The sequence below is a fragment of the Sphingobacterium sp. BS-2 genome, from assembly GCF_046161205.1.
GTDB lineage: Bacteria > Bacteroidota > Bacteroidia > Sphingobacteriales > Sphingobacteriaceae > Sphingobacterium > Sphingobacterium mizutaii.
On record NZ_JBIXGO010000018.1, the window covers coordinates 297,610 to 322,973 of the forward strand.

17 protein-coding genes are annotated in these 25,364 nt (G+C 42.2%); 6 read left to right on the forward strand and 11 right to left on the reverse strand.

What is annotated here, in order from left to right:
- Position 1: 1 nt before the first annotated feature.
- From ACK2WI_RS11535 to mraZ, 4 genes are read right to left on the reverse strand one after another with little or no spacing between them, the layout of a single operon-like run.
- Positions 2 to 2,128 carry a penicillin-binding protein gene (locus tag ACK2WI_RS11535; protein ID WP_409150910.1) on the reverse strand — a complete coding sequence of 709 codons (2,127 nt, stop codon included), beginning with the start codon at positions 2,126 to 2,128 and terminating at the stop codon, positions 2 to 4.
- A gap of 16 nt (positions 2,129 to 2,144) precedes the next feature.
- Positions 2,145 to 2,555 carry an FtsL-like putative cell division protein gene (locus ACK2WI_RS11540; RefSeq protein WP_093098392.1) on the reverse strand — a complete coding sequence of 137 codons (411 nt, stop codon included), beginning with the start codon at positions 2,553 to 2,555 and terminating at the stop codon, positions 2,145 to 2,147.
- Between the two features lie 12 nt (positions 2,556 to 2,567).
- The gene (gene rsmH / locus ACK2WI_RS11545; RefSeq protein WP_312696513.1) at positions 2,568 to 3,485 is read right to left on the reverse strand and encodes a 16S rRNA (cytosine(1402)-N(4))-methyltransferase RsmH; all 918 of its coding nucleotides are present in this window, start codon (positions 3,483 to 3,485) and stop codon (positions 2,568 to 2,570) included.
- The gene (gene mraZ, locus ACK2WI_RS11550; protein WP_093098394.1) at positions 3,472 to 3,945 is read right to left on the reverse strand and encodes a division/cell wall cluster transcriptional repressor MraZ; all 474 of its coding nucleotides are present in this window, start codon (positions 3,943 to 3,945) and stop codon (positions 3,472 to 3,474) included. The genes rsmH and mraZ overlap by 14 nt, the downstream gene beginning before the upstream one ends.
- Before the next feature lie 435 nt (positions 3,946 to 4,380).
- Between mraZ and aspS the strand changes: the two genes are divergently transcribed.
- Complete coding sequence (aspS, locus tag ACK2WI_RS11555) at positions 4,381 to 6,135, forward strand: aspartate--tRNA ligase (protein ID WP_409150913.1); 1,755 nt, start codon at positions 4,381 to 4,383, stop codon at positions 6,133 to 6,135.
- A gap of 185 nt (positions 6,136 to 6,320) precedes the next feature.
- Positions 6,321 to 7,706: a LutB/LldF family L-lactate oxidation iron-sulfur protein gene (locus tag ACK2WI_RS11560; protein WP_409150915.1), complete on the forward strand. Its 1,386-nt coding sequence runs from the start codon at positions 6,321 to 6,323 to the stop codon at positions 7,704 to 7,706.
- 557 nt (positions 7,707 to 8,263) lie between these two features.
- Here the strand turns inward: ACK2WI_RS11560 and ACK2WI_RS11565 are convergent.
- Positions 8,264 to 10,096 (reverse strand): von Willebrand factor type A domain-containing protein, encoded by a 1,833-nt coding sequence (locus ACK2WI_RS11565; RefSeq protein ID WP_409150917.1) that lies wholly within the window; start codon positions 10,094 to 10,096, stop codon positions 8,264 to 8,266.
- A 79-nt stretch (positions 10,097 to 10,175) separates the two neighbouring features.
- Here ACK2WI_RS11565 and ACK2WI_RS11570 point away from each other — a divergent pair, with 79 nt between their 5' ends.
- Both ACK2WI_RS11570 and ACK2WI_RS11575 read left to right on the forward strand, forming a co-directional pair.
- A complete protein-coding gene (locus ACK2WI_RS11570; RefSeq protein WP_409150919.1) occupies positions 10,176 to 10,751 on the forward strand; it encodes an RNA polymerase sigma factor in 576 nt (191 codons plus the stop codon).
- The gene (locus tag ACK2WI_RS11575; protein ID WP_409150921.1) at positions 10,744 to 12,036 is read left to right on the forward strand and encodes a carboxypeptidase-like regulatory domain-containing protein; all 1,293 of its coding nucleotides are present in this window, start codon (positions 10,744 to 10,746) and stop codon (positions 12,034 to 12,036) included. The genes ACK2WI_RS11570 and ACK2WI_RS11575 overlap by 8 nt, the downstream gene beginning before the upstream one ends.
- 235 nt (positions 12,037 to 12,271) lie before the next feature.
- Here ACK2WI_RS11575 and tsaD read toward each other — a convergent pair whose 3' ends face one another.
- Complete coding sequence (gene tsaD / locus ACK2WI_RS11580; protein ID WP_313367667.1) at positions 12,272 to 13,273, reverse strand: tRNA (adenosine(37)-N6)-threonylcarbamoyltransferase complex transferase subunit TsaD; 1,002 nt, start codon at positions 13,271 to 13,273, stop codon at positions 12,272 to 12,274.
- A gap of 148 nt (positions 13,274 to 13,421) precedes the next feature.
- On the opposite strand from tsaD, the gene ACK2WI_RS11585 reads away from it, so the two are divergent.
- On the forward strand, positions 13,422 to 17,789 hold the full coding sequence (locus tag ACK2WI_RS11585) for a translocation/assembly module TamB domain-containing protein (RefSeq protein ID WP_409150923.1): 4,368 nt from the start codon (positions 13,422 to 13,424) through the stop codon (positions 17,787 to 17,789).
- Here the strand turns inward: ACK2WI_RS11585 and ACK2WI_RS11590 are convergent.
- The 3 genes from ACK2WI_RS11590 to ACK2WI_RS11600 all read right to left on the reverse strand — a co-directional run bounded on the left by ACK2WI_RS11590 (position 17,734) and on the right by ACK2WI_RS11600 (position 20,986).
- The gene (locus ACK2WI_RS11590; RefSeq protein WP_409150925.1) at positions 17,734 to 18,021 is read right to left on the reverse strand and encodes a hypothetical protein; all 288 of its coding nucleotides are present in this window, start codon (positions 18,019 to 18,021) and stop codon (positions 17,734 to 17,736) included. The two genes, ACK2WI_RS11585 and ACK2WI_RS11590, sit on opposite strands and share 56 nt — an antisense overlap.
- A gap of 94 nt (positions 18,022 to 18,115) precedes the next feature.
- Positions 18,116 to 20,365, reverse strand: coding sequence for a Tex family protein (locus tag ACK2WI_RS11595; RefSeq protein ID WP_409150927.1), 2,250 nt, complete (start codon positions 20,363 to 20,365; stop codon positions 18,116 to 18,118).
- 75 nt (positions 20,366 to 20,440) lie between these two features.
- Positions 20,441 to 20,986, reverse strand: coding sequence for a twin-arginine translocase TatA/TatE family subunit (locus ACK2WI_RS11600; RefSeq protein WP_409150929.1), 546 nt, complete (start codon positions 20,984 to 20,986; stop codon positions 20,441 to 20,443).
- Between the two features lie 154 nt (positions 20,987 to 21,140).
- Here ACK2WI_RS11600 and ACK2WI_RS11605 point away from each other — a divergent pair, with 154 nt between their 5' ends.
- The gene (locus tag ACK2WI_RS11605; protein ID WP_409150931.1) at positions 21,141 to 22,517 is read left to right on the forward strand and encodes an MATE family efflux transporter; all 1,377 of its coding nucleotides are present in this window, start codon (positions 21,141 to 21,143) and stop codon (positions 22,515 to 22,517) included.
- A 46-nt stretch (positions 22,518 to 22,563) separates the two neighbouring features.
- Here the strand turns inward: ACK2WI_RS11605 and ACK2WI_RS11610 are convergent, their stop codons facing one another.
- A complete protein-coding gene (locus ACK2WI_RS11610) occupies positions 22,564 to 23,988 on the reverse strand; it encodes a dihydrolipoamide acetyltransferase family protein (protein WP_409150933.1) in 1,425 nt (474 codons plus the stop codon).
- A 107-nt stretch (positions 23,989 to 24,095) separates the two neighbouring features.
- Entirely contained in the window at positions 24,096 to 25,346 is a 1,251-nt protein-coding gene (locus ACK2WI_RS11615; protein ID WP_409150935.1) for a competence/damage-inducible protein A, read from the reverse strand.
- Between the last annotated feature and the right edge of the window lie 18 nt (positions 25,347 to 25,364).

Below are 25,364 nucleotides of genomic sequence, written 5' to 3' on the forward strand. Positions count from 1 at the left end.
ATTAATTCAATTCTATTAGAACACGGGTGCCAGGTTTCAATTTCTGACCGGCCACCAATGATTGATTTATTACTCTTCCCTTACCTTTTACTGTAGTTTTAAAACCAGCGTTCTCCATCGCGTAGATTGCATCAACCAAACCCATCCCCTTCACATTCGGAACAACACCCTCCTTGTACTCGGAAACCGTAAAGGCTTCTGCCGAATGGTTCGCCGAATCTTTATCCGCAGCCACGATTGAATTCCAGTTCACCGATTGCACACCCAACATCTCATAAACCTTCGCAGTTGCATCTTTAGAACCTTTCAATGTGTATGGAACTTTATTTCCAGCTACATTCACTTTTCTATTGTTAAATGTTTTGTGCAATGACAAATCATTTGCAAAAACCATATCCGCCAACTCCCTGAATACCGGACCAGCAACTGAACCACCATAGTATCCATTTCTAGGATTACGGATCACCACAATCATGGAATACTTAGGGTTCTCCGCCGGGAAATATCCCGCAAAGGAAGATTGATACCTTCTAGCACCATATCCCCTTGACCCATCAGCCATCTGTGCTGTACCCGTTTTACCAGCCGAAGAATAAAGTGGGCTTTTCAATTTCTTACCAGTCCCTTCAACCATCACCCCTTCCATCATCTTCTGCATTTTGCCGATCGCTTCTTTTGAAGCAATTTGTTTATTGATCACCCTAGCTTCAAACTTCTTAACGGTAGTTCCTAGGTGTTGAATTTCTTTTACGAATAAAGGAGCTAACATCTTTCCATCATTAGCAACTGCATTGTACAAAGTCAATGTTTGCAATGGCGTCAATTTCAACTCATAGCCATAGGCCATCTGTACCAATGACAATTTACTCCAAGACCTGCTATCCGGCATTTTCACCCAAGGGTTAGCCTCTCCAGGGATCTGCAAGCCCAAAGGCTTAGCCATGCCCCATTCGTGCAACTTGCCAGTGAATTTCTCTGGATTCTTGCCATAAGCATTACCGATTGTCTTAGCGACCCCAACGTTTGAAGACTCTTCAAAAGCCTCCTTGATGGTCACCTTAGATTTCTTCGGTGGATGCGAATCCTTAATGGTATGCCCAGGAACTTTCCAAGTACCATTACCGATATCGATCACTGTATTGGTATCAACCTTATTATCATCCAATGCCACTAGGTACGACGCAACCTTGAATGTAGACCCAGGGTCAGCACCTTGTGCAATGGCATAATTGAATTTCTCTCTGTACACCCCTTCGCCATCTCTGGTAAAGTTGGCTATCGCACGCACCTCTCCGGTTGCCACCTCCATCAAAATCACGCAACCATTATCTGCATTACTTACGATCAACTGTTTTTCCAAAGCACGTTGTGCCATGTCTTGCATATTCACATCTATGGTGGCAATGATATCCGAACCATCCGTTGGAGCAACCTCCACCTCACGGTTCACTGGAATCCAAACCCCACCTGCTATACGCTGCATCAACTGCACGCCGCTCTTACCTTCGATATAATCGCCGTAAGCACCTTCCAGTCCAACACGAACCGTATCGCCCTTACTGTTTTTATAACCAATGGTACGAGCCGCCAAATTGGTAAATGGCAGAATACGCTTGTTTTCTCTAACTGCTATCAAAGAACTCGAGAATCTTTCCTTCTCTTCCTTAAAGTTTCTCAACAAAGGAAAGGTCTTCAAGACCTTCAACTGTTGGTGTGATACATTACGCTTGATTAATACGTAACGTTGTTTTTTAGCCCTTGCCTCTTTTAAATAAGTCAGGTACTGTCTGGCCGATTTATCCTTAAAAAAGGTCGCTAGCTTACTGGCCAAAGAATCCACCCGAGCATTGAACACTTGGTTGTGCTCGGATGGAATGGCCATCGCATCAAACCGTATCTCATATTCCGGAACAGAAGTAGCCAGTAAACTTCCGTCATTGGAATAAATATTTCCTCTTGCCGCTTCGATCACACGTTCGCGGATCGTCAAGCTGTCTGCAATCTCACGCCACTTATCCCCGTCCACATATTGCAAATGCAACAACTTCCCAAATACCATTAAAGCACCAAAAACCATCAGGCCAAACGCCAGGTACACCCTAATCAATATGGACTTCCTAATATTCATGTTTTGGTCTTAATCTTTATTTTACTTCCCTTACTATCTCCAACTTGATTGGCGGTTCTGTTCTTTCTTTCAATCCCAAGGTATCCGCACGCTTTGCAATCTCAGTCTGCGTCGTCAATTTCATCAACTCGGCATTCAACGATTTATAATCCCAACTCAACTCCTTCACTTCCCTGCCCAACTTATCGATCCTTCTTACCGTGTTCTCTGCCAAGTGACGGTTTGAGATATACAGCAAACCTAATAAGGCAAGAAATGCCACGAAAGGTAGATTCTTGGCAACTAGGTATGTAGAAAGCTTTTTCTGAGAAAAGAAGGTTTTCAGGAAGTCCTGGGTTTCCTCAACCTTTTCTTCCAACGCATCAGACATCTCCTCTTGCACTTCTTCACTCAGCTCATTTTGCTTTATAGTATTTCTCTTTGCCATATACCTACTCTACTATATTTTTTCTGCAATTCTCAACTTGGCACTGCGCGCCCTGTTGTTCTGTTTCACTTCATCTTCCGAAGCAACGATTGCTTTTCTACTGATCACTTTAAATGGTTTGATCTCGTTACCAAAGAAATCCTTCTCCACTTCTCCCTTGAACTTTCCTTTGGCCATGAAATTCTTCACCAACCTGTCTTCCAACGAATGGTAAGACATCACTACCAAACGACCTTCTGGCTTCAAGACCAAGGAGGTCTGCTCCAAGAACTCCTGTAATGCTTCCAGCTCCTTGTTTACCTCTATGCGCAAGGCCTGAAAAACCTGGGCATGGTACTTATGCTCTTTCCCCTTAGGGACCAGTTTCTGGATGACCTGCTTCAATTCGGCAACCGTCTGGATCGGATTGCTCAATCGGCCGGTAACAATCGTTTTGGCCAATGATTTAGCATTCTGAATCTCACCGTACATCCCAAAGATCCTGTGCAATTCTTCTTCAGGATAAGTGTTCAGCACTTTACGGGCGTCCAAATCAGCCACCTGATCCATTCGCATATCCAGGTCCGCATCAAAACGGATGGAAAAACCACGATCAGCAGCGTCAAATTGATGTGATGAAACCCCCAAGTCAGCCAAAATCCCGTCCACTTGTTTCACCCCTTCCAGTCGCAAATAATTTTTTAAGAACTTAAAATTTTGATGAATCAATGTAAATCGATCATCAGGAAGTGTGTTTTTGATGGCATCTGGATCTTGATCAAAAGCGATCAACCTCCCTTGAGGTCCCAAATGCTTCAGGATCTCCTTCGAGTGTCCGCCACCCCCAAACGTTACATCCACATAGATTCCGTTTGGTTTTATTGCTAGTGCGTCTATACATTCCTGCAACATGACAGGAACGTGATATCCGATCTCCTTATTCATTCCCATCTCCTGCAAAGTTAAATCCACCCATTACTTCCTCAGCCAATGCAGAAAAATCTTCGTCAGTACTACTGTCCATCATTTTTTCGTATTCGTCTTTCGCCCAAACCTCAATTTTATCAAACTGGCATTGCAAGAAAACTTCGCCTGTTACATGCGCATATTCCAACAATGATTTTGGCAAAAGCACCCTACCCGCAGAATCCAAAGAAAGCTCCGTAGCACCACGCATAAACTGACGGATGAAAATCCTGTTCTTCTCGTTGTACTGGTTCAATTTCGAAAGTTGAAGCATTTTTTTGCTCCATTCTTCTTTGGTATAGATCACTAAATTCTTCTCGAAACCGCGATTCATAACAAGCCCCTCGCGCTCTACATCAGGCAGTTGCCTTTTGAGCGCAGCAGGGATCACCATTCTTCCTTTGGTGTCTAGCTTGCATTCGAATTCTCCGATTAATTGAATCATTTGACCTATTTCTACTCTAATTTTAATGTAAAAGTATACACTTTCTCCCACAATCTCCCACAATGCCCCACAAAAAAGTTTTCCACATAGCCTATCGACTACAAAAAAGCCCTTCAACGCACTTTAAAAGCATAATAATATTGAAACACAATAAATTAAGAATTGTAAAAATCATCGCCATAACAGTAATATTTAGCCTCAATTCTCTTGTTTTTAAGGAATTGTAAGCCCCAAAAACAGCAAAAGTGGGGCAAAGTGGAGCAACTGAAAACAAATGATAGGTCAAGTGGGGGAAAGTGGTAGAATCAGGTGATTTTTGACCTGGAATTCATCGGACATGGAGGCAAGCCCTTCCCTCTTGCTGCTTATTGCTTAAATATTCTTTATTCTCGCATAAATGCAATAATTTTGTGGCTCAATAAAAATGAGATAATCATGCACAGAACACATACTTGTGGCGAATTAAGAATTGAAGACCTAGGAAAAACCGTAACCCTGAGCGGATGGGTACAAAAATCACGCGATTTAGGTGGAATGACATTTATTGATGTTCGTGATAGATATGGTATTACTCAGCTCACTTTCAATAGCGAAGACAATGAATCCCTTCGTAGCCAAGCCCGCGAATTGGGTAGAGAGTATGTTATCAAGGTGACTGGTACCGTAATAGAACGTTCCAGCAAAAACCCTAAAATCCCTACTGGAGATATTGAAATCAAAGTCAGCAACCTACAGGTGCTGAACGAATCCAAATTACCTCCTTTTACTATAGAAGATGAAACAGACGGTGGTGAAGACATCCGTATGAAATACCGTTATTTGGATATCCGTAGAAATCCAGTAAAGAACAGCTTATTGTTCCGCCATAAGGTGACGCAAGAGGTAAGAAACTACTTGTCTGCATTAGATTTCTGTGAAATCGAAACTCCTTATTTAATAAAGTCTACTCCAGAAGGTGCTCGTGACTTTATCGTACCATCACGCATGAACCCGGGACAGTTTTACGCACTTCCTCAATCCCCTCAAACCTTTAAACAATTGTTAATGGTGGGTGGAATGGATAAATATTTCCAAATCGTGAAATGTTTCCGTGATGAGGATTTACGTGCCGATAGACAACCTGAGTTTACACAGATTGACTGTGAAATGTCTTTCGTAGAACAAGAAGATATCTTGAACGTATTCGAAGGCATGACCCGTCACCTATTAAAGACTATCCATGGCATTGAATTAGATCAATTCCCGAGAATGACTTTTGATGAAGCAATGCGTACTTATGGTAACGACAAACCAGATATCCGTTTCGGAATGAAGTTTGGCGAACTGAACGCAGTTGCTCAACATAAGGACTTCGCTATCTTCAACAACGCTGAATTAGTGGTGGGTATCGCCGTTCCAGGCGCTGCTTCTTATACCAGGAAACAAATCGATGAATTGGTTGACTGGGTTAAGCGTCCTCAAGTAGGAGCTTCCGGAATGGTCTATGTGAAATGTGAAGCTGATGGAACTTATAAATCATCAGTAGATAAATTCTACGATCAAGCGGATCTTGCTCAATGGGCCGAGGCAACTGGCGCACAAGCTGGCGACCTGATCTTAATCCTTTCGGGCCCTGCCAACAAAACAAGAGCACAGTTAAGCGCCTTGCGTATGGAATTAGGCAATCGCATGGGCTTACGTAAGCCAAATGAATTTGCTCCTCTATGGGTTGTCGACTTCCCTTTATTGGAATGGGATGAGGAAACTGAAAGATTCCACGCCATGCACCATCCATTTACTTCACCGAAGCTAGAGGATATGCCTTTATTGGACACTGATCCAGGAAAGGTTCGCGCAATTGCTTATGACTTGGTATTGAACGGAAATGAAATCGGTGGTGGTTCCATCCGTATCCATGATAAGGACATGCAAGCCTTGATGTTTAAGCACCTAGGCTTTACGCCAGAACAGGCACAAGCTCAGTTTGGTTTCTTAATGAATGCTTTCCAATATGGAGCCCCTCCACATGGTGGTTTAGCTTTCGGTCTAGACCGTCTGACGGCTATCTTGGGAGGTCAGGAAACCATCCGTGACTTTATCGCATTCCCGAAAAATAACTCCGGACGCGATGTCATGATCGACGCTCCTGCCGAAATTGCCAAAGAACAATTGGACGAACTAAGCATCAGCTTAATCGAACCAAAAAAATAAAAAAACATAAAAGCAAAAATAGCGGTCAACGAAAATTGGCCGCTATTTTTTTGTTCTCTTGTCAAATTTTGAACAGAACTATAGTTATAAACATTATACTGCCTTTAGCAGATATTTTTTTATCTTTAAAATTGGTTGATTTTCACGCTCAACCTTTATTTTTGCATTAGCAACAGAACATCCCTATGGCACAGACAGTAGCTGAGAAATTCCTGAAAGATAGTGCTTCAAAATCCTTTGATTTACAGCATAGGCAGATTATCAATAATAATATTGATAAATATGAACATGCTTTTGAAAAAGGGAAAAGTAAGTTCCTTGACCTGGAGAATTCCAAGATCAAGGCAAACCTGATCAAATGGAAGGTGATTGAAAACCTAGATCGCTATCTCTTGGATTTTGAATCAAATTTCACAGCTCGTGGCGGCAAGGTAATCTGGGCTAATGATGCAGAAGAAGCGCGCGAGGAAATCTGGAAGATCATGGAACAGCATCAAGCCAAATCGGTGGTGAAATCCAAGTCCATGGCAACCGAAGAAATTGAGCTCAACCATTTCCTGGAAAAGAAAAACATCGAGACCATTGAAAGTGACCTCGGTGAATTCATCATCCAGCTCTTGGGACAAAAACCCTATCACTTCGTTACTCCAGCCATGCACCTGAGTTTGGAAGAAATTGCCAAACTATTCCATGAGAAATTCGACACACCTCTAGAAGCTACGGCGGAGGAGCTGACCATGAAAGCTAGGGAGATCTTGAGAGAGAAATATACCCAAGCGGATATTGGGATCACTGGTGCAAACTTCCTGATTGCAGATACTGGTGCGATCGCCATTACCGAGAATGAAGGTAATGCTCGATTGACCACCACTTTCCCTAAGGTACATATTGCAGTTGTAGGAATAGAAAAGGTGCTTCCCAGCTTAAATGACCTTGATCTTTTCTGGCCTTTATTGGCAACCCATGGAACAGGGCAAAACCTTACCGTATACAATACGGTCTTAAATGGTCCACGTAAAAACACAGAATATGACGGTCCCGATGAGATGTATGTTATCTTATTGGATAATGGCCGTACCAATGTCCTTGAACAGAAGGAACAACGCCAAGGATTGTATTGCATCCGTTGCGGCGCTTGCCTGAATGTCTGTCCAATCTATCAAAATATTGGTGGACATACCTACGAAACCACCTATCAAGGTCCAATTGGATCCTTGATCTCTCCGCACCTCAATGGCATGAAAGAGTTTAAGCACTTAAGTTATGCTTCCTCTTTATGTGGAAAGTGTACGGAAGTTTGCCCTGTAGGCATCGATATCCAAAAGATGCTTTTGGTCAACAGAAGGGATGCCGTTCAACAAGACCTCGTTTCATCCGTAGAGAAAAAAGGCTGGAGTATGTTTACCTGGGCAATCCAAAAAAGAAAGATCATTGATTTCTTTGGTGGCAAGACCAAAAACTTCTTTATCCGCAAGTTCTTCAAAAAAGCTTGGGGCAACCAACGTGAACTTCCGAAAATCGCTGATAAATCATTTTCGCAACAGTGGAAAGAAAAGCAGAAGGATAAATAGTTTATCCATACTGTATGGATGTTCGGGATAAGAGGGTTTTTGAACCAGGATGTTCGGGATAAGAGGATAGACCAAGATCTGGGAAAGAACCTGGATTTGGCTACACGGTTATCGAGCGAAGCCGAGATGCTCCTCCTTTAGCTTTCTATGAATCCCTCTCCAGCGCATTTCCAATTCTGAACGATCAGTGAAGAATCTGTTCGGTTTTCCTCCATCAGGCCCTGTCATCGTGCACCGAAAGGTGCAGGAACTGTACGCCAATAAACTTATTGATTGTATGGTTTCGATACTCTTTTTGCCTTAAATTAACGCGAAAAAGCAACAAAGAAAATTGTTGTCAACTCAACGGTTATCGAGCGAAGCCGAGATGCCGCTCGCCAACCGTGGATTCGGTGTTCGACAGGCTCACCCATCGGATAGACCAAGATAAAGACGCCTGATATGGTATCAAGCTTGGTATATATCATGGCTTATGGCTTATTTTCTATTTAAAAAAAGGTTCGCTTTCGCGAACCTTTAATAATAATAACCTTAAAAAATTATTTCCCTTCCCCTTTTTACTTTTCTGTATCAACAATTGACTTACTATTTTCTGCCATACGAATAAATTCTGCGCGATAGCCTTCATCATCTTTTCCTTTTGCTGATTTTGCACGGGCGATCAAGCTTGAAAAGCTTGAATTTTGCTTGTAATCTGAATTACGAAGCAACATCCCGAACTCAGCAACTGCAGTTGCAAAACGGAAATCCTCGCTTATGGAATCAAATGCTTTGGGGGCATCTTTCACGACAGTCTGTTGCAATTCGCTCTTATCAGATTTTGGATCTTTGTACCTAAATTTCACAGTCGCCAACTCTCCGTTCTTGGAACCCAAGTTTGGTTTATCATTATTCTGGTATTTCAAAGGGTCCACCGTTCCAATAATCGAACTCTTTACTCCTACTGGAATGATTTCATAAATCGCAGTTACGGTATGTCCAACGCCCATATCACCGCCGATCTTAGCATCATTGTTGAAGTCTTCTGCTTCCAATAAACGGTTTTCATAGCCAACCAATCTATAGGCCTGTACATAGGCAGGATTAAACTCCACCTGAATCTTCACATCCTTAGCAACGGTAAATAATGTTGCCCCAAATTCAGTCACCATCGCCTTTCTCGCTTCAGAGATATTATCGATATACGCATAGTTACCTCTTCCTTTGTCAGCCAAAGTTTCCATCTTGCTATCTTTCAGGTTGCCCATTCCATATCCAAGTACAGTCAGGTTCACTCCACTTTCACGTTCCTTAGCGATCAGGTCCTCCATCGCTTCATCACTGGACTCACCCACATTGAAATCACCATCCGATGCCAGGATAATTCTATTATTGCCATCCTTAATAAAATTCGCGCGGGCAATCTGATAGGCTTTCTTGATCCCTTCTCCACCAGCAGTAGATCCACCAGCGGTCAGTTCATCGATCGCAGTCTTGATTTTCATTTTTTGATCACCGCGGGTACTTTCTAATTTAACGCCCGCTGAACCTGCATAGGTCACAATAGCAACCTTATCTTCAGGTCTCAATTGATCGACCAACATTTTCAAGGAAGACTGCACCAATGGCAATCTATTATCACCCATCATGGATCCCGAAACATCAATCAAGAAAACAAAATTGGAGGCCTTTAAATTTTCCTTAGGAATATCTTTTGCCTTCAAGGCGATTCGCATTAATTGATGCTCCTTGTTCCATGGCGAAGTGGTCAATTCGGTATAGATCTTCACTGGGTCGCCATTGTTCGGCCCCTGTAAATCATATTGGAAATAATTGATCATCTCTTCAACCCTTACTGCATCTTTCGGAGGCAATTGACCAGCATTGATCATCCTTCTTACATTAGAATAGGAAGCAGCATCCACATCCACTGCAAAAGTTGACAAAGCTTCTTTTGTAGGGGAAATAAAACCGTTCTCATCAAAACGACCGTAAGTTTCCGTATTTTGAGGTCTAGGTTGAACATAAAGACCGTATGCACGTCCTTGTATACTTCCTATCATTTTACTTTTTGCCGTATTGCCATGGCCAATGACAACAACCTCTTCTAACAAAGTATTTTCGGCTTGCAGTATTACCTTGATGGTTATCTTCTTGCCTACCTTTACTTTTTTAGTTTCGTACCCTAAAAATTTAAAAACCAAAATATCTTTTTCAGCAGCTTTTATGGAGAATGCACCTTGCTGATCGGTCAGCGTTGATTGCTGCTTTCCTTCCACACGAACCTCCACACCAGCAAGTGCGGCTTGTGTTCCCGCCTCAGTTACAATACCTTTGATGATTCCTTCTTGGGCTAGTCCGCTACTACCTAGAGTAAGCAAAAAGACTAATAATGCAAATATTTTATTCATGACTAGTAAGTTTTGCCAAGGGATGCAGAAAAAATCAAATTTCCATAAACGAGAAAAAAAAATTAATTTTCAGCAGTAAATGAGCACTAGGACCTTGTCAAAACAGAAAAATCTATCGGATGAAGATCTGCTAAAACTCTATCTGCTGGATGGCGACCTCAACCATCTGGGTGACCTCTATCAAAAGCATAGTGAAATGGTCTATTATGTGTGTTTACGCTACTTTAAAGAGCCTGAGCGCAGCAAGGATGCCGTCATGCAGATCTTTGAAGAACTTATCGACAAAGTCAAGAAACAAGAAATCCAGGACTTCCCACGCTGGCTCTATGTAGTCAGTAAAAACCATTGCCTGATGGCCTTGCGTTCTGCAAAAAACAAACAAGAAATTGTTACAGATAATTTTGTGGAATTTTCTATGAACCTGCATCAGGAGGAAAACTATCAAGAAAGGGAGGAACAGTTATTGAGACTGGAAAGCTGCTTGGATACCTTAATAGAAAAACAAAAGAAAAGTATTCAGCTCTTTTTCATCGAACAAAAATGCTACAAAGAAGTGGTCGAAATAACCGGCTTTAGCATGAACGATGTAAAAAGCTATATCCAAAATGGCAAAAGGAATTTGAAGAACTGTATGGAAAGGAATTCTCATGAATAAGAACTTTGACATAGCATATCTACGTAAATACGTGAACGGAGAACTGAGCGACTCCGAAATGTATGCTATTGAAAAGGCATCTCATGAAGATGAACTTTTAATGGATGTATTGATGGGCTTGGAGGAAGAGAAAAAACTAAACAGCCCGCTTGAAGTTGCAGACCTACATACCGCTATTTTCGAAAGAACGCATCCAGCAAAGGTAAGACCAATCAGCTTCTATAGAAACCTATCCATCGCAGCTTCGGTGTTACTGGCATTAGGTATTGGCAGCATTTGGTATTTAAATAGAGACCAGAACAAGGTTGCTGAGACGATGGAAACCGTTGCCATGGACAACTCCGCTGAGGTCCCTACAGATACCACCTTGAACAGTATCCATCTAGATAGTTTAGATGGTATCTCGGATGAGGATAACCTGATTGCACTTGCAACTCCTACCGAACCAGTACAAGCAGAAACTGCAAAACCAGGGGAAAGAAAGCAATCTAACAAGACAAAAAGGCCTACCGTTGAAGAAATCTTAGCAGATAACCAAGATGTTTTCTTGCGGGAAGTACCCCGTGCTGATACCAGCACATTCCATGATAAACACGACAATATGATAGCTTCCAACGAGGTTGGATCGTTCAAAAGGGCAGACAAATCTAATGTTATCGTGATGAATGGCAAAGCGCCAGCCAAGGCAAAAATTACTGGACAGGTTGCCGGTGTAGCTGCCGACCGCATAAGCTCGCTTCAAGATGTCAAGAAATTAGCCACTGGCCGTGTACTAGACCAACAATCGGGAAGACCGATTGTCAGTGCTTCGGTACGTGATGTCAAAACCAACGATGTGGTCATGACTGATTCTTCCGGACAATATATCATGCCATTGACTTCCGATAACCAAAAGCTGGAAATCCTTTCCCTCGGTTATGAAAAGGAATTGATTACTGCTAGCAACAATAAAATCGTCCAGCTAAAACCTAGCTTCGGAGATTTAGATGAAGTCGTGGTGGTTGGTTATGGGAATAAGACCCAAAAAGTAAAATCAGAACCATTGGTGGGTTGGGTGGCCTACAAGAAATACATCAATGATAATTCTTACCAGACCCTCTTAGGCAAGGGCTCTGTTACCTTGGTCTTCGATATCTCTACTTTCGGAAGACCGATCGATATCAGCATCAAGAAATCCAGCAATCCAGACCTAAGCCAAAAAGCCATTCAGATTATCCAGAATGGACCTGATTGGAAAAAAGGAAATGATGGCAAAAAGATTGAAGTCAAGATCAATTTCAGATAAGATAAATCCGATTTAATTTTTAGTCAGATTAAAACATTAAAGGATAAATGAGAAATTTATCCTTAGCAATGCTGCAATTATCCTTCGGGAATGGTTCGAGACTTATTCGAGACATATTGCGAGATTTCCGAATAAGTCTCGAATAAGGTCAAGTGGTATGCTGAAATATAAATACTAAAAATTTTCTGGCGATTGCATGCCTGGAGAATCCTGAGGAAGCTCCAATTGAGCTGGGTTACACTCCCATTCTAGCTACAGGCCCTACTTCTTGTCCGATAAAATCTTCTTTCAAGAACTTTTGGTAACCGGCAATGGCAATCATGGCCGCATTGTCGGTGCAATACTCGAATTTAGGGATAAATACATTCCAATTATATTTCTTTCCCATTTCGATCAGTCCATTCCTTAATCCAGAATTCGCAGATACACCACCCGCAATAGCGATGTCTTTAACGCCGGTCTGTTTGGCGGCTTTCTTTAATTTATTCAATAGGATGGAAACGATACGGCTCTGAACAGAAGCACATAGGTCATCCATTTTTTCGTTCAAGAAATTAGGGTTCTGCTTTACTTCAGCTTGTACCAAATATAAAATTGCGGTTTTCAGACCAGAGAAACTGAAATTTAGATCAGCGATCTGCGGTTCGGGCAACTTAAAGGCATCAGGGTTCCCGTTTTGGGCGTGCTTATCGATCAAAGGACCACCTGGATAAGGCAGGTCCAAAATCTTTGCTGTCTTATCAAAGGCCTCTCCAGCTGCATCGTCCAAGGTTTCGCCTAACAATTCCATTTCAAAATAATCCTTGACCAAAACGATCTGGGTATGTCCACCTGAAACCGTGAGACATAGAAATGGAAATTGGGGTTTCGGATCATCGATAAAATGTGCCAAGATATGCGCTTGCATATGATTGACATCGATCAAGGGGATATCCATAGCCAAGGCAAATGATTTTGCGAAGGAGGTTCCAACCAATAATGCACCTAAAAGTCCAGGCCCACGCGTAAAAGCTACTGCATCTATGTCATTTTTCCGTATTTTAGCAGCAGCGATAGCTTGGTCTACTGTTGGAATGATGTTTTGTTGATGTGCGCGTGAAGCTAACTCAGGAACCACACCCCCATATTTAGCATGAATTGCTTGACTTGCAATAATATTTGACTTAATTTCGCCGTCTATACATATAGAGGCCGAAGTTTCATCACATGAAGATTCTATTCCTAGAATGATGGCCATTTTGAGAGAAGTATAAAATTTAATTTACAAAAGTATCAAAAAAATACTTAAAATAACGCTTATTAGCCTGCTCAGCATCCTTGCTCTGCTGTCGGTGATTTTATTCTCTTTACAATTTTCATCTGTTCAAACATTTGTCACTAAAAAAGTGGCTAAATACCTTTCTAAAGAACTCAATGCCAAAGTAGAAATTGGCAGCATTTACTTTAAGCCTTTCTCCGAACTGAATCTATATGATTTCAACCTTTCGGACCAAGATGGGAATCCCATTCTTTCTGCAAAAAAATTAAATGCAGATCTTATCCTAACTGATTTTTTCCAGAATAAGATTGTCATTGAAAAACTGAATATTGAAAGTGCCTATGTGGATTTCCAGGTCTACAAAGACAGTTCGAACATCAAATTCCTGCTAAACTATTTCAGTCCCAAAAAGAAAAAGAAAACAGGTCCAAAGAAAAAAATGGAGCTGAAATTATATGCCCTGAATCTGGTTGACAACCATGTCAAGATTATCAACCATACCCAAAAGCACCATAGCCGAGGGGTAGATTTTTCAGATATAGAACTGACCCATCTATCCGGTAATTTCAGCAATATAGAACAGGATAGCAGCTCGATAAAGGCCAAGATCAAGAAGTTGACTTTCCAGGAGAAATCAGGTTTTATCGTTCGGGAACTAAGTGCAGATGCTTTTGTCACGGATAAATCGATGGAATTTGAGCAGTTGCGCCTAATCACCAACAATTCTACTTTGGGAAGACACTTAAAATTCAGCTATAAAGATTTTGGGGACTTTGGCGATTTCGTCAAGAAGGTCCAGATCGAGTCCAGCATGCACAATGTATTCGTTGATTCTAAGGATATTGAATACTTTGCTCCAGACATGAAATTTGTCAAGTTCAAAGCCAAGGTAAACCAAGGAGAAGTAAAGGGTACGGTCGCCAATATGTCTGTGAAAGATGCCGATATCCAAACCGGTGAAGAAACTAGGTTAGTTGGAGATTTCAGTATCAAGGGTCTCCCCGATATCAATAAGACCATTTTTGATTTCCAAGCCGACCAATTGCGGACCAGTGCTTCGGATGTGGAAAAGTTGGTCCCTGAACTGTCGAACCAGAGTTCCTTCGCTTTGCCTGAGCAACTCCATCGATTGGGACTGATCAATTTTGCAGGGTCCTTCAAAGGATTATACAATTTATTTGATGTGGAAGGATCCTTCAACACGGAATTAGGAAAGATCGAAACCAACAGTAAAATTGATATCCAAAAGAATATTCAGTATGCTGGGAACATGAAATCCGAGGAGTTTCAGATCGGGGACCTGATCAACAGCAATACCATCAAGAATTCAGCTTTTAACTTGGAATTTGATGGCCAAAACCTAGATTTCAAAGAAATTCAATTGAATATCATTGGCGATTTGCGAAGATTCCAGCTCAACAATTACCAATACGATAGTGTATCGGTCGATGCCTTTCTATTTGAAGAACAGATTGAGATGAATGGCCATATCAGCGATCCGAATATTGCCTTAGCCTATGATTCAAAGATCAACCTGAGTGGAGAATTCAATATTTACAATGTAGACGCCCAGATCGATCAAATCAACCTGAAAAAATTCGGTTTGGTAAATAAGGATAGCATCATTATCTATGATTCCAATATCAGCACGCACCTTACAGGAAATAACTTGAACAATTTGAATGGTGATCTAAGAGCCAATCAGATCTCCATGCAGACCAGTAAGGGGAAATTCAGCATCGATGATGTGTTCTTTGCGGCTGAAGGGAATGAAACAGACAGGCTCTTGACCCTAAAATCCAATGTGATGGATGGGGAGATGAAAGGCGTAATCGACTTGAACACCCTTGTACCCTATTTCAAGGCTCTAGCCATGAAATATGCGCCTGCCATTGGCTTGGAAACCGAAAGCTACAATCCACAGATTTTTGATCTGGAACTCAATATCAAGTCTTTTGAACCAGTATCGGCTTTCTTGGATCCAACCTTAACCCTTGAAGATGGAGCCACATTGGAAGCGCATTTTAACTCTGAAGATTTTACGGCACAATTCAATGCCTTTAGCCCTTTTGTAAAATATCAAGGAGTTAATCTTCAGAATTTAAGCATTGATGAAATTGCCGATGAGCATGCCTTCTCCTTAAACCTAAAAGCAGATAAGGTCTTTTTGACGGACTCTGTTTTTGTCAATAATGTAGAGATCAACAATGTGCTTTCCAAGGACAGCCTTTTATTCAACATCAAAGGTGCAGAGGAAACCGAAAAGAATTATATGCGCTTGAATGGTAACATTCACTTCGCTCACAATAAACCCGCTTATATCCGATTTGAGGAGTCCACGATCGTGGTGAATTATGAACCTTGGGCTTTCAACAAAGACGCTGAAATGCGGGTTTCCAAAGGGAAATTCTATTTAAATAACTTAATTGCTTCCCAAGGAAACCAGCGGGTGGAATTCAATGGAGTACTATCCAATGAGGACGATAAGCTGGACATCCGCTTCGAAAGGTTCAACCTGCATTCCTTGGAAACGGTTACCAAGCCGATGGGGGTACATTTGGATGGAGAATTGAATGGAAATATCGAATTACATTCCATTTTCAAAAAACCTTATCTCTCAGCAAACGTTACAACGACACCATTGGTATGGAATCAAATTCCGATTGGACAACTGGTCCTTTTGGCAGATTTTGAGCCGGAATCTAAAGTAGCGAATCTGGATTTCCAATTATTAGATGATCGTAAAAGAGGCTTGACTTTGAACGGCACCTATCAGGTCGTATCGGGTGAGCAAGCCATTAATCTAAAAGGAAACCTGAACCAAACGGAGCTGATCTTGTTCCAGCCTTTTATCCGCACATTAGCTTCGGATCTGGAAGGAAAGATGGATGCCGACCTACAAATCACGGGGACACTTCAAAATCCGCAGATCAATGGTACAGCAAAAATAGAAAGTGCATCCTTTAAGGTCAATTATCTTAAAACCACCTATAACCTGAACAATCAGTCCGTGATGATTGATAAAAATGCGGTCATGATGAATAATTTGACCTTTACGGATTCCAAGGGACATCAGGCAGTGGCAGGTGGGGTGGTTAACCTATCTCAACTGAGCAATCCTTATATCGATGTCAATGTCGCGACGAATCACGTCATGATCCTGAACACGACCTACAAGGACAATAATTTGTATTATGGTACTGCTTACGCTACAGGAACATACCAGTTTAAAGGGTATACCTCAGCGATAGACATCAATATCAAAGCAAGATCCGAAGATAATACGGTAATCAGCATCCCTTTCAATACCGCAATGACCGTTTCAGAAAGTGACTTTATCTACTTCGTGAGTAAAGACTCAACGGTAAACAAGGAAAACGCAAATCGATATTTCCTTAAGGGCATGACGATGAACATGGACCTGGAATTGACGCCAAGCGCAGAGGTTAATTTGCAAACCGACATTGGCTCGCTGAAAGGTACGGGAACCGGAGAGATCAGTTTGAAGGTTTCCAGTTTAGGTGACTTTGAGATGTTTGGGGATTATGCGATCAATTCAGGAAAATTCCACTTTACGGCGCAGGATTTCATCAATAAATATTTCGACATTAAGCAAGGCGGAACGATTCGCTGGACGGGTTCTCCTTCTGGAGCAACCGTCAATATTACGGCAGTTTACCAACAACGAACCTCCATTGGCGACCTATACAATGCGGCTGGGCGTGCAGGGACTGATGAAAGAGTATTGGCGCAAGCAGACATGATCATCAAGGGGACCTTGAGCCAACCCGATGTCTCTTTTGACTTGAACTTCCCACAAACACCATACGTCAAGGATGAGCTTCAGGCTTACTTCAGTGATGCCAATAACGTTAACCAACAGGCATTGAGTTTGATTATCCGCAGAAGTTTTACAACTGGAAACTCCGGTGAAATCGGTAGAGAGGTGAACAATACCCTATTATCTGCCGGAACGGAAATCGCCTTTAACCAGTTGAACAATATTTTGGCACAATCCCTAAGGATCAATTTCTTGGATTTCAATATCCGATCGCTAAACGATGCCTCGGCCTCATTCCGCTTCTTTGATGATCGATTGGTACTGACAGGGGGAATCGTGGACCGCAGGAACATACAGACCACCGACCTGACCTTTTTCTCGAACCAAGTAGCAACCGATGCGGAATTGACCTATAAGATCAGAAGGGATGGAAGTTTGATGTTTAGGGCCTATAATCGATTGAACACGAGAAATATCTTATTTACACCGACGGATGACTACATCAATGCGGTAGGTTTGGTATACCGTCAAGAATTTAATACCCTTGGCGAGTTTTGGAGAAAGATGTGGACCTGGAAGCCAAAGCGTGACAGTATCCCATCAATCCCTAACATTCCGCAGGACAGCATCAGGAACTCCTCAGACAGCAGCAATAACGCTAGCCAAGGTAAAGTTCCAAAAGCCGGTTATGTTCCTCCTCCAGGCTTCCAGTAAACTCAGGCTGCTTTGCACGGTTGTACCAATACCTTGCATTCCATAGATCACCCTCCACGCGGTGGAGATAAGCATGCACATGAGCCGATACCTTATCATTCAGATGATCGATCAAATCATGGGCTTTTTTCCAATCTCCTTTCGCATCATACCATAGTGCTTGGATCTGTACCTCCCAGTCAGGATTAGGTTGCGGGTCTTTCAAGGTGGAATTAAATTCTTGTATAGTCATGGAATTAAGATATTCATTTTTTCAAGATATATGAAATCGAGAAGATGATCTTGTCGATAAAAACAAAAGGGCGATAAACGCCCTTTTGTTTTTATTATTTAAACTTGCTTGCCAGAGCAGCCAATTTAGCTGCCATGTCGGTTTCAGGAGCTCGCTCCTGACGCTTATCTGATCTTTTATCAAATCGTTTTTCCGACTGTTTCCTAGGCGCTTTTTCCTCAGTTTTCATCGACAGACTGATTCGGTTTCTTTTCTCATCAACTTCAGTCACCGTTACGGTCACTTGTTGTTGAACTTTTACGACTTCATGTGGGTCGGAAACAAAGTGGTTAGCCAATTGGCTCAGATGTACCAAACCATCTTGGTGAACGCCAATATCGACGAAAGCTCCAAAATTGGTGATATTCGTTACGATACCCGGCAGTTTCATGCCGATCTTCAGATCTGAAACTTTATTGACACCTTCGGTAAAAGAGAAAGCTTCAAATTTCTCACGTGGGTCTAATCCAGGTTTAGCTAATTCAGCCATGATATCGTTTAGCGTAGGCAATCCTACCTCATCGGAAATATATTTCTTCAGATCGACACGCTTTCTTACCTGATCATCTTTCATCAAGTCTTGGATAGATACATTGATATCTTTCGCCATTTGCTCGACCAAGGCATAACGCTCTGGGTGAACAGCCGAAGCATCCAAAGGATGATCCGCATTGCGGATACGCAAGAATCCAGCCGCCTGCTCGAAAGCCTTATCCCCTAGCCTAGGCACCTTTTTCAATTCTCTACGCGAACTGAAAGGTCCATTTTCTTTTCTATAATTGACAATCTGTTGTGCCAATGCAGGACCTAATCCAGAGATATAGGAAAGGATCTGCTTGGACGCTGTATTCAGCTCCACACCTACCGAGTTCACACAGGACATCACGGTATCATCAAGTGCAGACTGTAATTTATTTTGATCTACATCATGTTGGTATTGGCCAACACCGATTGACTTAGGGTCAATCTTTACCAATTCAGCCAATGGGTCCATTAATCTCCTACCAATGGAAACTGCACCCCTAACCGTTACATCATGGTCAGGGAATTCTTCCCTTGCCACTTCAGAAGCAGAATATATAGATGCTCCACTTTCATTTACCATAACGATAGTAGCACCGGGCATGTTCATCTTACGGATAAAATCTTCCGTTTCGCGACCCGCTGTACCATTACCAATAGCGATGGCTTCGATATCATGGGAAGAGATCAATCTTTTGATGATACGCTCAGCTTCAGCCTGTCCGCCAGCGCCATTGTGCGGGAAGATAGCTGTATTTTCCAACAGGTTTCCTTGGGCATCTAAAACGACCGTTTTACAGCCCGTTCTAAAGCCGGGGTCAATCGCCAACAATCTCTTTTGCCCAAGCGGTGCCGCCAATAGCAATTGACGAACATTATCGGCAAAAACCTTAATGGCTTCTTCATCCGCTTTCTGTCTGGTCAAGACGCGGATTTCTGTTTCCATAGAAGGCTTTAGCAGGCGTTTGTAGCTATCGGATAGCGCCAAGGACACTTGCTTGCTGGCATCATTATTTCCTTTGATATAAAGCTTCTCAATCCCTGGAACCACATCCGTTTCAGCGACATCGATATCCAAGTACAATAACTCTTCCTTTTCCCCTCTTCGCATTGCCAATACCCGGTGCGAAGGCGCATCTTTCAAAGATTCTGACCATTCAAAATAATCTTTATATTTCAATGCTGCTTCTTCCTTGCCTGGAACAACACGAGATACGAACTGTCCTTTGTTCAACAAGGTTTTACGGGCATGAGCACGCACTTCTGCATCTTCAGCGATTTGTTCTGCGATGATATCACGCGCACCGGCCAAGGCTTCTTCCATGGAAGCCACGCCTTTTTCTTCATCAATATAAGAAGCTGCATTGGTTTCCACATCCATTTTATCTTGGCTTAGCAAAAGCTCGGCAAGTGGCTGCAATCCTTTTTCACGGGCAACAGAAGCTCTAGTTTTACGCTTAGGTTTGTAAGGCAGGTAGATATCTTCCAAAGCCGCCATGGTTTCGGCAGATTTCACTTGGATTTCAAGTTCCGGAGTAAGTTTACCTTGTTCAGCGATCGACTTCAGGACGGCTTCCTTACGTTTGTCCAAGTCTCTCAATTGCTGCATGCGATCACGGATGGCGGTAATCTGCACTTCATCCAAGCTTCCGGTCAGTTCCTTGCGGTATCTGGAAATAAAAGGAACTGTTGCACCTTCATCCAATAGGTTGATGGTGGTATGCACTTGTTTCTCGCTAATCGACAATTCTTTCGATACGATAATCTCGTGGGATGTACTCATAAAATATTTTAAAATGAAAAAACAAAGCTGTTGAATGGATTCCAACAGCTTATCGATATAGAATTCTTAATTGTTTTAGGCTTTCTTAGAATTATTCTCTTCTAATGGATTTTGCTCAACTTCAGGTTCAGGAGTTTCAGTTGAGTTCGCTACTGCTTGGGTGTCATCAGCAGCTGGGCTGTCATTGCTTCCAAAATGGTCATTATAACCGTAGCTATAGTAATCGTCTTGGGTTGGCGTGCTGTATGGCTTATGCTCATACGTTCCAGCAGGAGCTGTAAATTGAGGAACTTTCTTCTCTACTACACCTTCTTCGGACACTTCCCCAGTTTCTGTAGCTGCATTGGCCTGTTCAAAGTCTTGAATAGGTGTTGCAGCAGGTTTTTTTGTTTCAGGCTCTTTATCAATATCTGTTTTTATATCGTCAATTTCTTTTTCGAAGTTATTGATCTGATCTGAAATCTCTCTCTTAATCCCCTCAGAAGCATCTTTAAATTCCCGGATACCGCGCCCCAGTCCTCTAGCCAATTCTGGTAATTTCTTGCCACCAAAAAGTAATAATGCAACTAAAATAATAAGCATCATCTCCTGGGTACCAATGTTCAAAAACGCTAAATTCATCTCTACTTTATTAATTGTTAATAAGCTAAGGTAAGTCTATTATTTTTTTTCAGCAATTTTTTGATGTAAATATTTAGAAACAAAAAGTTAACCCAAACATGATTCGCTAAGCAAGTTTTAACTCGTACCTTTGTGCTCTTTACTTTTTTCGTATATGCTGCAGAATATCAAATCCAACAAAATTTATTACTTAAGTACGATGGCTTTAGCGGGTCCGGTTGTGATATCACAATTGGGTCATACCTTGGTGCAAACAGCAGATACCATTATTGTCGGTCACTTCGCAGGGACCATCCCATTAGCTGCGGTTTCCTTGGTGCACTCTGTATTTATGGTAGTGCTGGTGATTGGATTGGGGATAGCTTACGGCTTGACTCCGCTGATTGCCCAAGAAAACGGCAGGCAGAATTATAAGGAATGTGCAAAATTACTATCCAATAGTTTTTGGTTGAACATTGTATCAGCCATCCTCCTGTTCCTATTCGTTTTTTATGGATCTATGTTTGCCATGGAGCATGCCGACCAGGACCCTGAGGTGGTAGAGACTGCAAAGCCATATCTGTTGATCTTGAGTCTTTCTATCATGCCCTTAATGATCTTCAATACCTTTAAACAGTTTGCTGAAGGTTTGGGATTCACCAAACAGGCGATGAACATAACCATCTGGGGGAATGTGCTGAACGTAATCATTGCTGTAATCCTAGTGAAAGGGATGTTCGGAATCGAACCGATGGGCGTACGTGGTGTGGGTATTGCGACCTTGGTGGACCGCATCTTGATGATGACCGTGATGGCTTGGTATGTATTGAAATCTAAAAACTTCAAGCGCTATATTGACCATTTCTCCGTTAAGTTTATTGACTTTATTAGAGTAAAACAGATTTTCAAGATAGGTGGTCCTGTGGCAATGCAATATGTATTTGAAATCGGAGCATTTGCAGGTGCGGCGCTGATCGCAGGTAAGATCGGTGCAATAGAACAGGCAGCTCACCAGACGGCGATAACATTGGCGGCAATGACCTATATGATGGCAAGCGGAATTGCTTCTGCGGCTACCATCAAGGTGGGCAATGCCTATGGAAATAAAAACTTCTTCCGATTACAGAAGTTCGCAACCGTGTCTTACCATTTGGTATTGATTTTCATGGTTATCTGTGCGATTATTTTTGCTGTGTTCAATCAGTACCTACCATACATTATCAGCAAGGATCATGAAGTGGTGGTTATGGCCTCACAGTTATTGATCATTGCAGGTATGTTCCAAATATTTGATGGTACCCAAGTGGTAGGTCTTGGTACATTACGGGGTATGGGCGATGTCAATTCCCCTACTTTCATTACCTTCTTTGCATACTGGGTAATCGGTTTACCGACAGCCTATTTCTTAGGAATTGAATTGAACATTGGAGTTAAAGGGATATGGTACGGTTTGACCTTGGGCTTATTGACCTCCTCGATATTACTATATTTCAGATACCGCTATATGGTGATGATGAAGTTGCCGATGCATCAGGCTATGATAAATGGATAAAACAAAAACGCTCTTCGGATGATGAGCGTTTTTGTTTTATTATGGATTAGATAACTCTTTCAGAGTCCCAATTTTCTAAATAATCCGCCACACGTCGGATGAACTGTCCACCCAATGCACCATCAATAACACGATGGTCATAAGACATGGAAATGTACATCATATGGCGTACTGCAATGACATCACCGAATTCGGTCTCCAGAACTGCAGGTTTCTTTTTGATCGTCCCTACGGCTAGGATAGCTGCTTGAGGTTGGTTGATGATCGGCATGCCGAAGATATTTCCAAATGCACCGATATTGGTGAAGGTAAAAGTACCACCTTGGGTATCGTCTGGTTTAAGCTTGTTGCCTCGAGAACGGTTTGCCAAGTCATTCACGGACCTAGAGATTCCGGTTAAGCTCAGTTGATCTACGTTCTTGATGACCGGAACGATCAGGTTTCCAGAAGGCAATGCGGTAGCCATTCCGATATTGATGTTCTTTTTACGGATAATATTATAACCATCTACAGAAACATTCACCATTGGGAAATCTTTGATTGCTTTGGCAATCGCTTCGATGAACAATGGCGTAAAGGTGATATTTTCACCTTCAGTTTTCTTATAGGCGTCTTTTACTTTATTTCTCCAATTCACCAGATTGGTAACATCAGCTTCAACAACCGAGAACACATGTGGAGAGGTCTTGACACTGTTTACCATGTGGTCGGAAATCAACCTACGCATGCGATCCATTTCAATGATTTCAGAATCTCCAGTACTGCTTTTCACTACTTGAGCGGCTGGAGTTTGAGGTTCTTCAACTTTTGGTTGAGGCCTTTCTTCTGAAACTGGCTGAGCAGGTTTGGGCACTTGAAGACCTTTGTTCTTTTCCAGGTAACTCAAGATATCTTGTTTGGTCACACGGCCTTCGCCCCCAGTGCCTGGAATACTGTCCAGCTCTTTTTGGGAGATACCCTCTTGTTGGGCTATATTTCTTACCAATGGGGAATAAAAGCGGATTCCGGAATGGATCTCCTGATGGTTAGGTTCAATCTGAATATTTTTATCCTGAACCTGATCAATACCTGGGATATCCTCATCTGGGATTTCTATTGGCGGTAATTCGACATTCGTGACTACCTTTTGGTAAACATCGGATTCGCTTGGAGAATCAATAGGAGTATCTGAGCTTTTATGATCCTCTTCTTGGGAGGTAGATTGAGGCTCTTGGTTTTCAATTTCAGGTCCTTCAATTTCAATCAATGCAATGACATCACCGACTTGAACCACCTGATTTTCTTCGAACAATCTTTCTTTAAGAATACCAGATACTGGCGATGGAACTTCAGAATCGACCTTATCGGTAGCAAGTTCTACGACTGCATCATCCTCATCAATATGCTCCCCAACCTGCTTTACCCATTTGGTCAGAGTCGCTTCAGATACGCTCTCCCCCATCTTAGGTAACAAAAGTTTATATATTGCCATCTATTATTATTTGGATTGTTAGATTACTAAGTTAATTATTAATACTTACTTGACAAGTGAACAAAATTAAATATTTTATCATATATATTTAACAAAATATCGTTCTGTTAAAATTCCGATTCTTGTTGAAATAAGTTCCAGAGCAACAGTAATGCCTGAGCAGTAGTACGTTCTATGTTAATCAAGCGATCATGGTGGAAGTGAAACAACTTGGTTTTTACTTCATTCGGACCCGCGATAGCTACCCAAACCGTGCCAACTGGTTTCTCTGCACTGCCCCCATCGGGTCCTGCGATGCCACTGGTTGCAATCGCATAATCTACATTTAACTTTTGCTGAACACCCTTTGCCATTTGGATAACGGTCTCTTCGCTCACGGCACCATGTGCTATCAAAGTTTCTTCCTGTACCCCTAGCACATGCATCTTGACTTCATTGGCATAAGCTACGACAGCACCTTGGAACATTTTGCTAGAACCCGGTATTTCAGTGATCAGCCTGGCGATATTACCGCCAGTACAGCTTTCCGCAGTCGCTAGGGTCTTTCCCTTTTCAGCGAATGCATGGACAATGACTTCCTCAAAGCTGACATCCTCGGTAGCCACTACTGCATTTCCTATTCGATCGACTAATTTATCCTTCCAACCTTCGGCTTCCTCTTCGAGCTTATCGAGATCGGTTCCTGTTGCAGTCAGCCTCAATCGCACGAGACCAATCTTGGGTAAATATGCCAAATGGATATGAGGCGGAAATTGGTCTTCAATTTCTGCAATATGTTCGGCTAAATGGGACTCGCCTATCCCTACCGTCAGGATATATTTATTGACTACCTTTTCTTCGGTTTTATAATCCCTTAATTTAGGAAGGACTCGATAGGTCATTAGGTTCTTCATTTCAAAGGGAACCCCCGGAAGGAACACATAGACCTTGCCGTCCTTTTCTACCCACATACCCGGGGCAGTTCCCCAATCATTGAAGAGGACATCGGCAATGGCCAAGACCTCTGCCTGCCCCTTATTGATCTCGGGCATGGTACGTCCGAATCGATGGAAGATCTGTTGGACATGTTCCATCACTTCGGGATTGTGGACCAAAGTGGTATTAAAGTATTTTGCGGCCGTATATTTGGTTACATCATCTTTGGTTGGCCCTAACCCGCCTGTACAGATGATAATATCTGCCCTGCTGGCTGCATCATGCAATGCTTCTAGGATATGGCTTTCCTGATCGGTAATGGACGTGATTTGTTGTATTTGGATTTGCTGGGCGAATAGCTCTTGGGCTATCCAAGCAGAATTGGTATCTACTATCTGTCCGAGCAAGATTTCATCACCAATGGTAATAATTTCAGCTTTCATAGATATAGTTTTATGCAG

Excerpts from the sequence above, each read along its gene's own strand:
- ACK2WI_RS11535 (WP_409150910.1), bottom strand. The coding sequence starts at position 2,128 with ATGAATATTAGGAAGTCCATATTGATTAGGGTGTACCTGGCGTTTGGC.
- ACK2WI_RS11540 (WP_093098392.1), bottom strand. The coding sequence starts at position 2,555 with ATGGCAAAGAGAAATACTATAAAGCAAAATGAGCTGAGTGAAGAAGTG.
- rsmH (WP_312696513.1), bottom strand. The coding sequence starts at position 3,485 with ATGGGAATGAATAAGGAGATCGGATATCACGTTCCTGTCATGTTGCAG.
- mraZ (WP_093098394.1), bottom strand. The coding sequence starts at position 3,945 with ATGATTCAATTAATCGGAGAATTCGAATGCAAGCTAGACACCAAAGGA.
- aspS (WP_409150913.1), top strand. The coding sequence starts at position 4,381 with ATGCACAGAACACATACTTGTGGCGAATTAAGAATTGAAGACCTAGGA.
- ACK2WI_RS11560 (WP_409150915.1), top strand. The coding sequence starts at position 6,321 with ATGGCACAGACAGTAGCTGAGAAATTCCTGAAAGATAGTGCTTCAAAA.
- ACK2WI_RS11565 (WP_409150917.1), bottom strand. The coding sequence starts at position 10,096 with ATGAATAAAATATTTGCATTATTAGTCTTTTTGCTTACTCTAGGTAGT.
- ACK2WI_RS11570 (WP_409150919.1), top strand. The coding sequence starts at position 10,176 with ATGAGCACTAGGACCTTGTCAAAACAGAAAAATCTATCGGATGAAGAT.
- ACK2WI_RS11575 (WP_409150921.1), top strand. The coding sequence starts at position 10,744 with ATGAATAAGAACTTTGACATAGCATATCTACGTAAATACGTGAACGGA.
- tsaD (WP_313367667.1), bottom strand. The coding sequence starts at position 13,273 with ATGGCCATCATTCTAGGAATAGAATCTTCATGTGATGAAACTTCGGCC.
- ACK2WI_RS11590 (WP_409150925.1), bottom strand. The coding sequence starts at position 18,021 with ATGACTATACAAGAATTTAATTCCACCTTGAAAGACCCGCAACCTAAT.
- ACK2WI_RS11595 (WP_409150927.1), bottom strand. The coding sequence starts at position 20,365 with ATGAGTACATCCCACGAGATTATCGTATCGAAAGAATTGTCGATTAGC.
- ACK2WI_RS11600 (WP_409150929.1), bottom strand. The coding sequence starts at position 20,986 with ATGAATTTAGCGTTTTTGAACATTGGTACCCAGGAGATGATGCTTATT.
- ACK2WI_RS11605 (WP_409150931.1), top strand. The coding sequence starts at position 21,141 with ATGCTGCAGAATATCAAATCCAACAAAATTTATTACTTAAGTACGATG.
- ACK2WI_RS11610 (WP_409150933.1), bottom strand. The coding sequence starts at position 23,988 with ATGGCAATATATAAACTTTTGTTACCTAAGATGGGGGAGAGCGTATCT.
- ACK2WI_RS11615 (WP_409150935.1), bottom strand. The coding sequence starts at position 25,346 with ATGAAAGCTGAAATTATTACCATTGGTGATGAAATCTTGCTCGGACAG.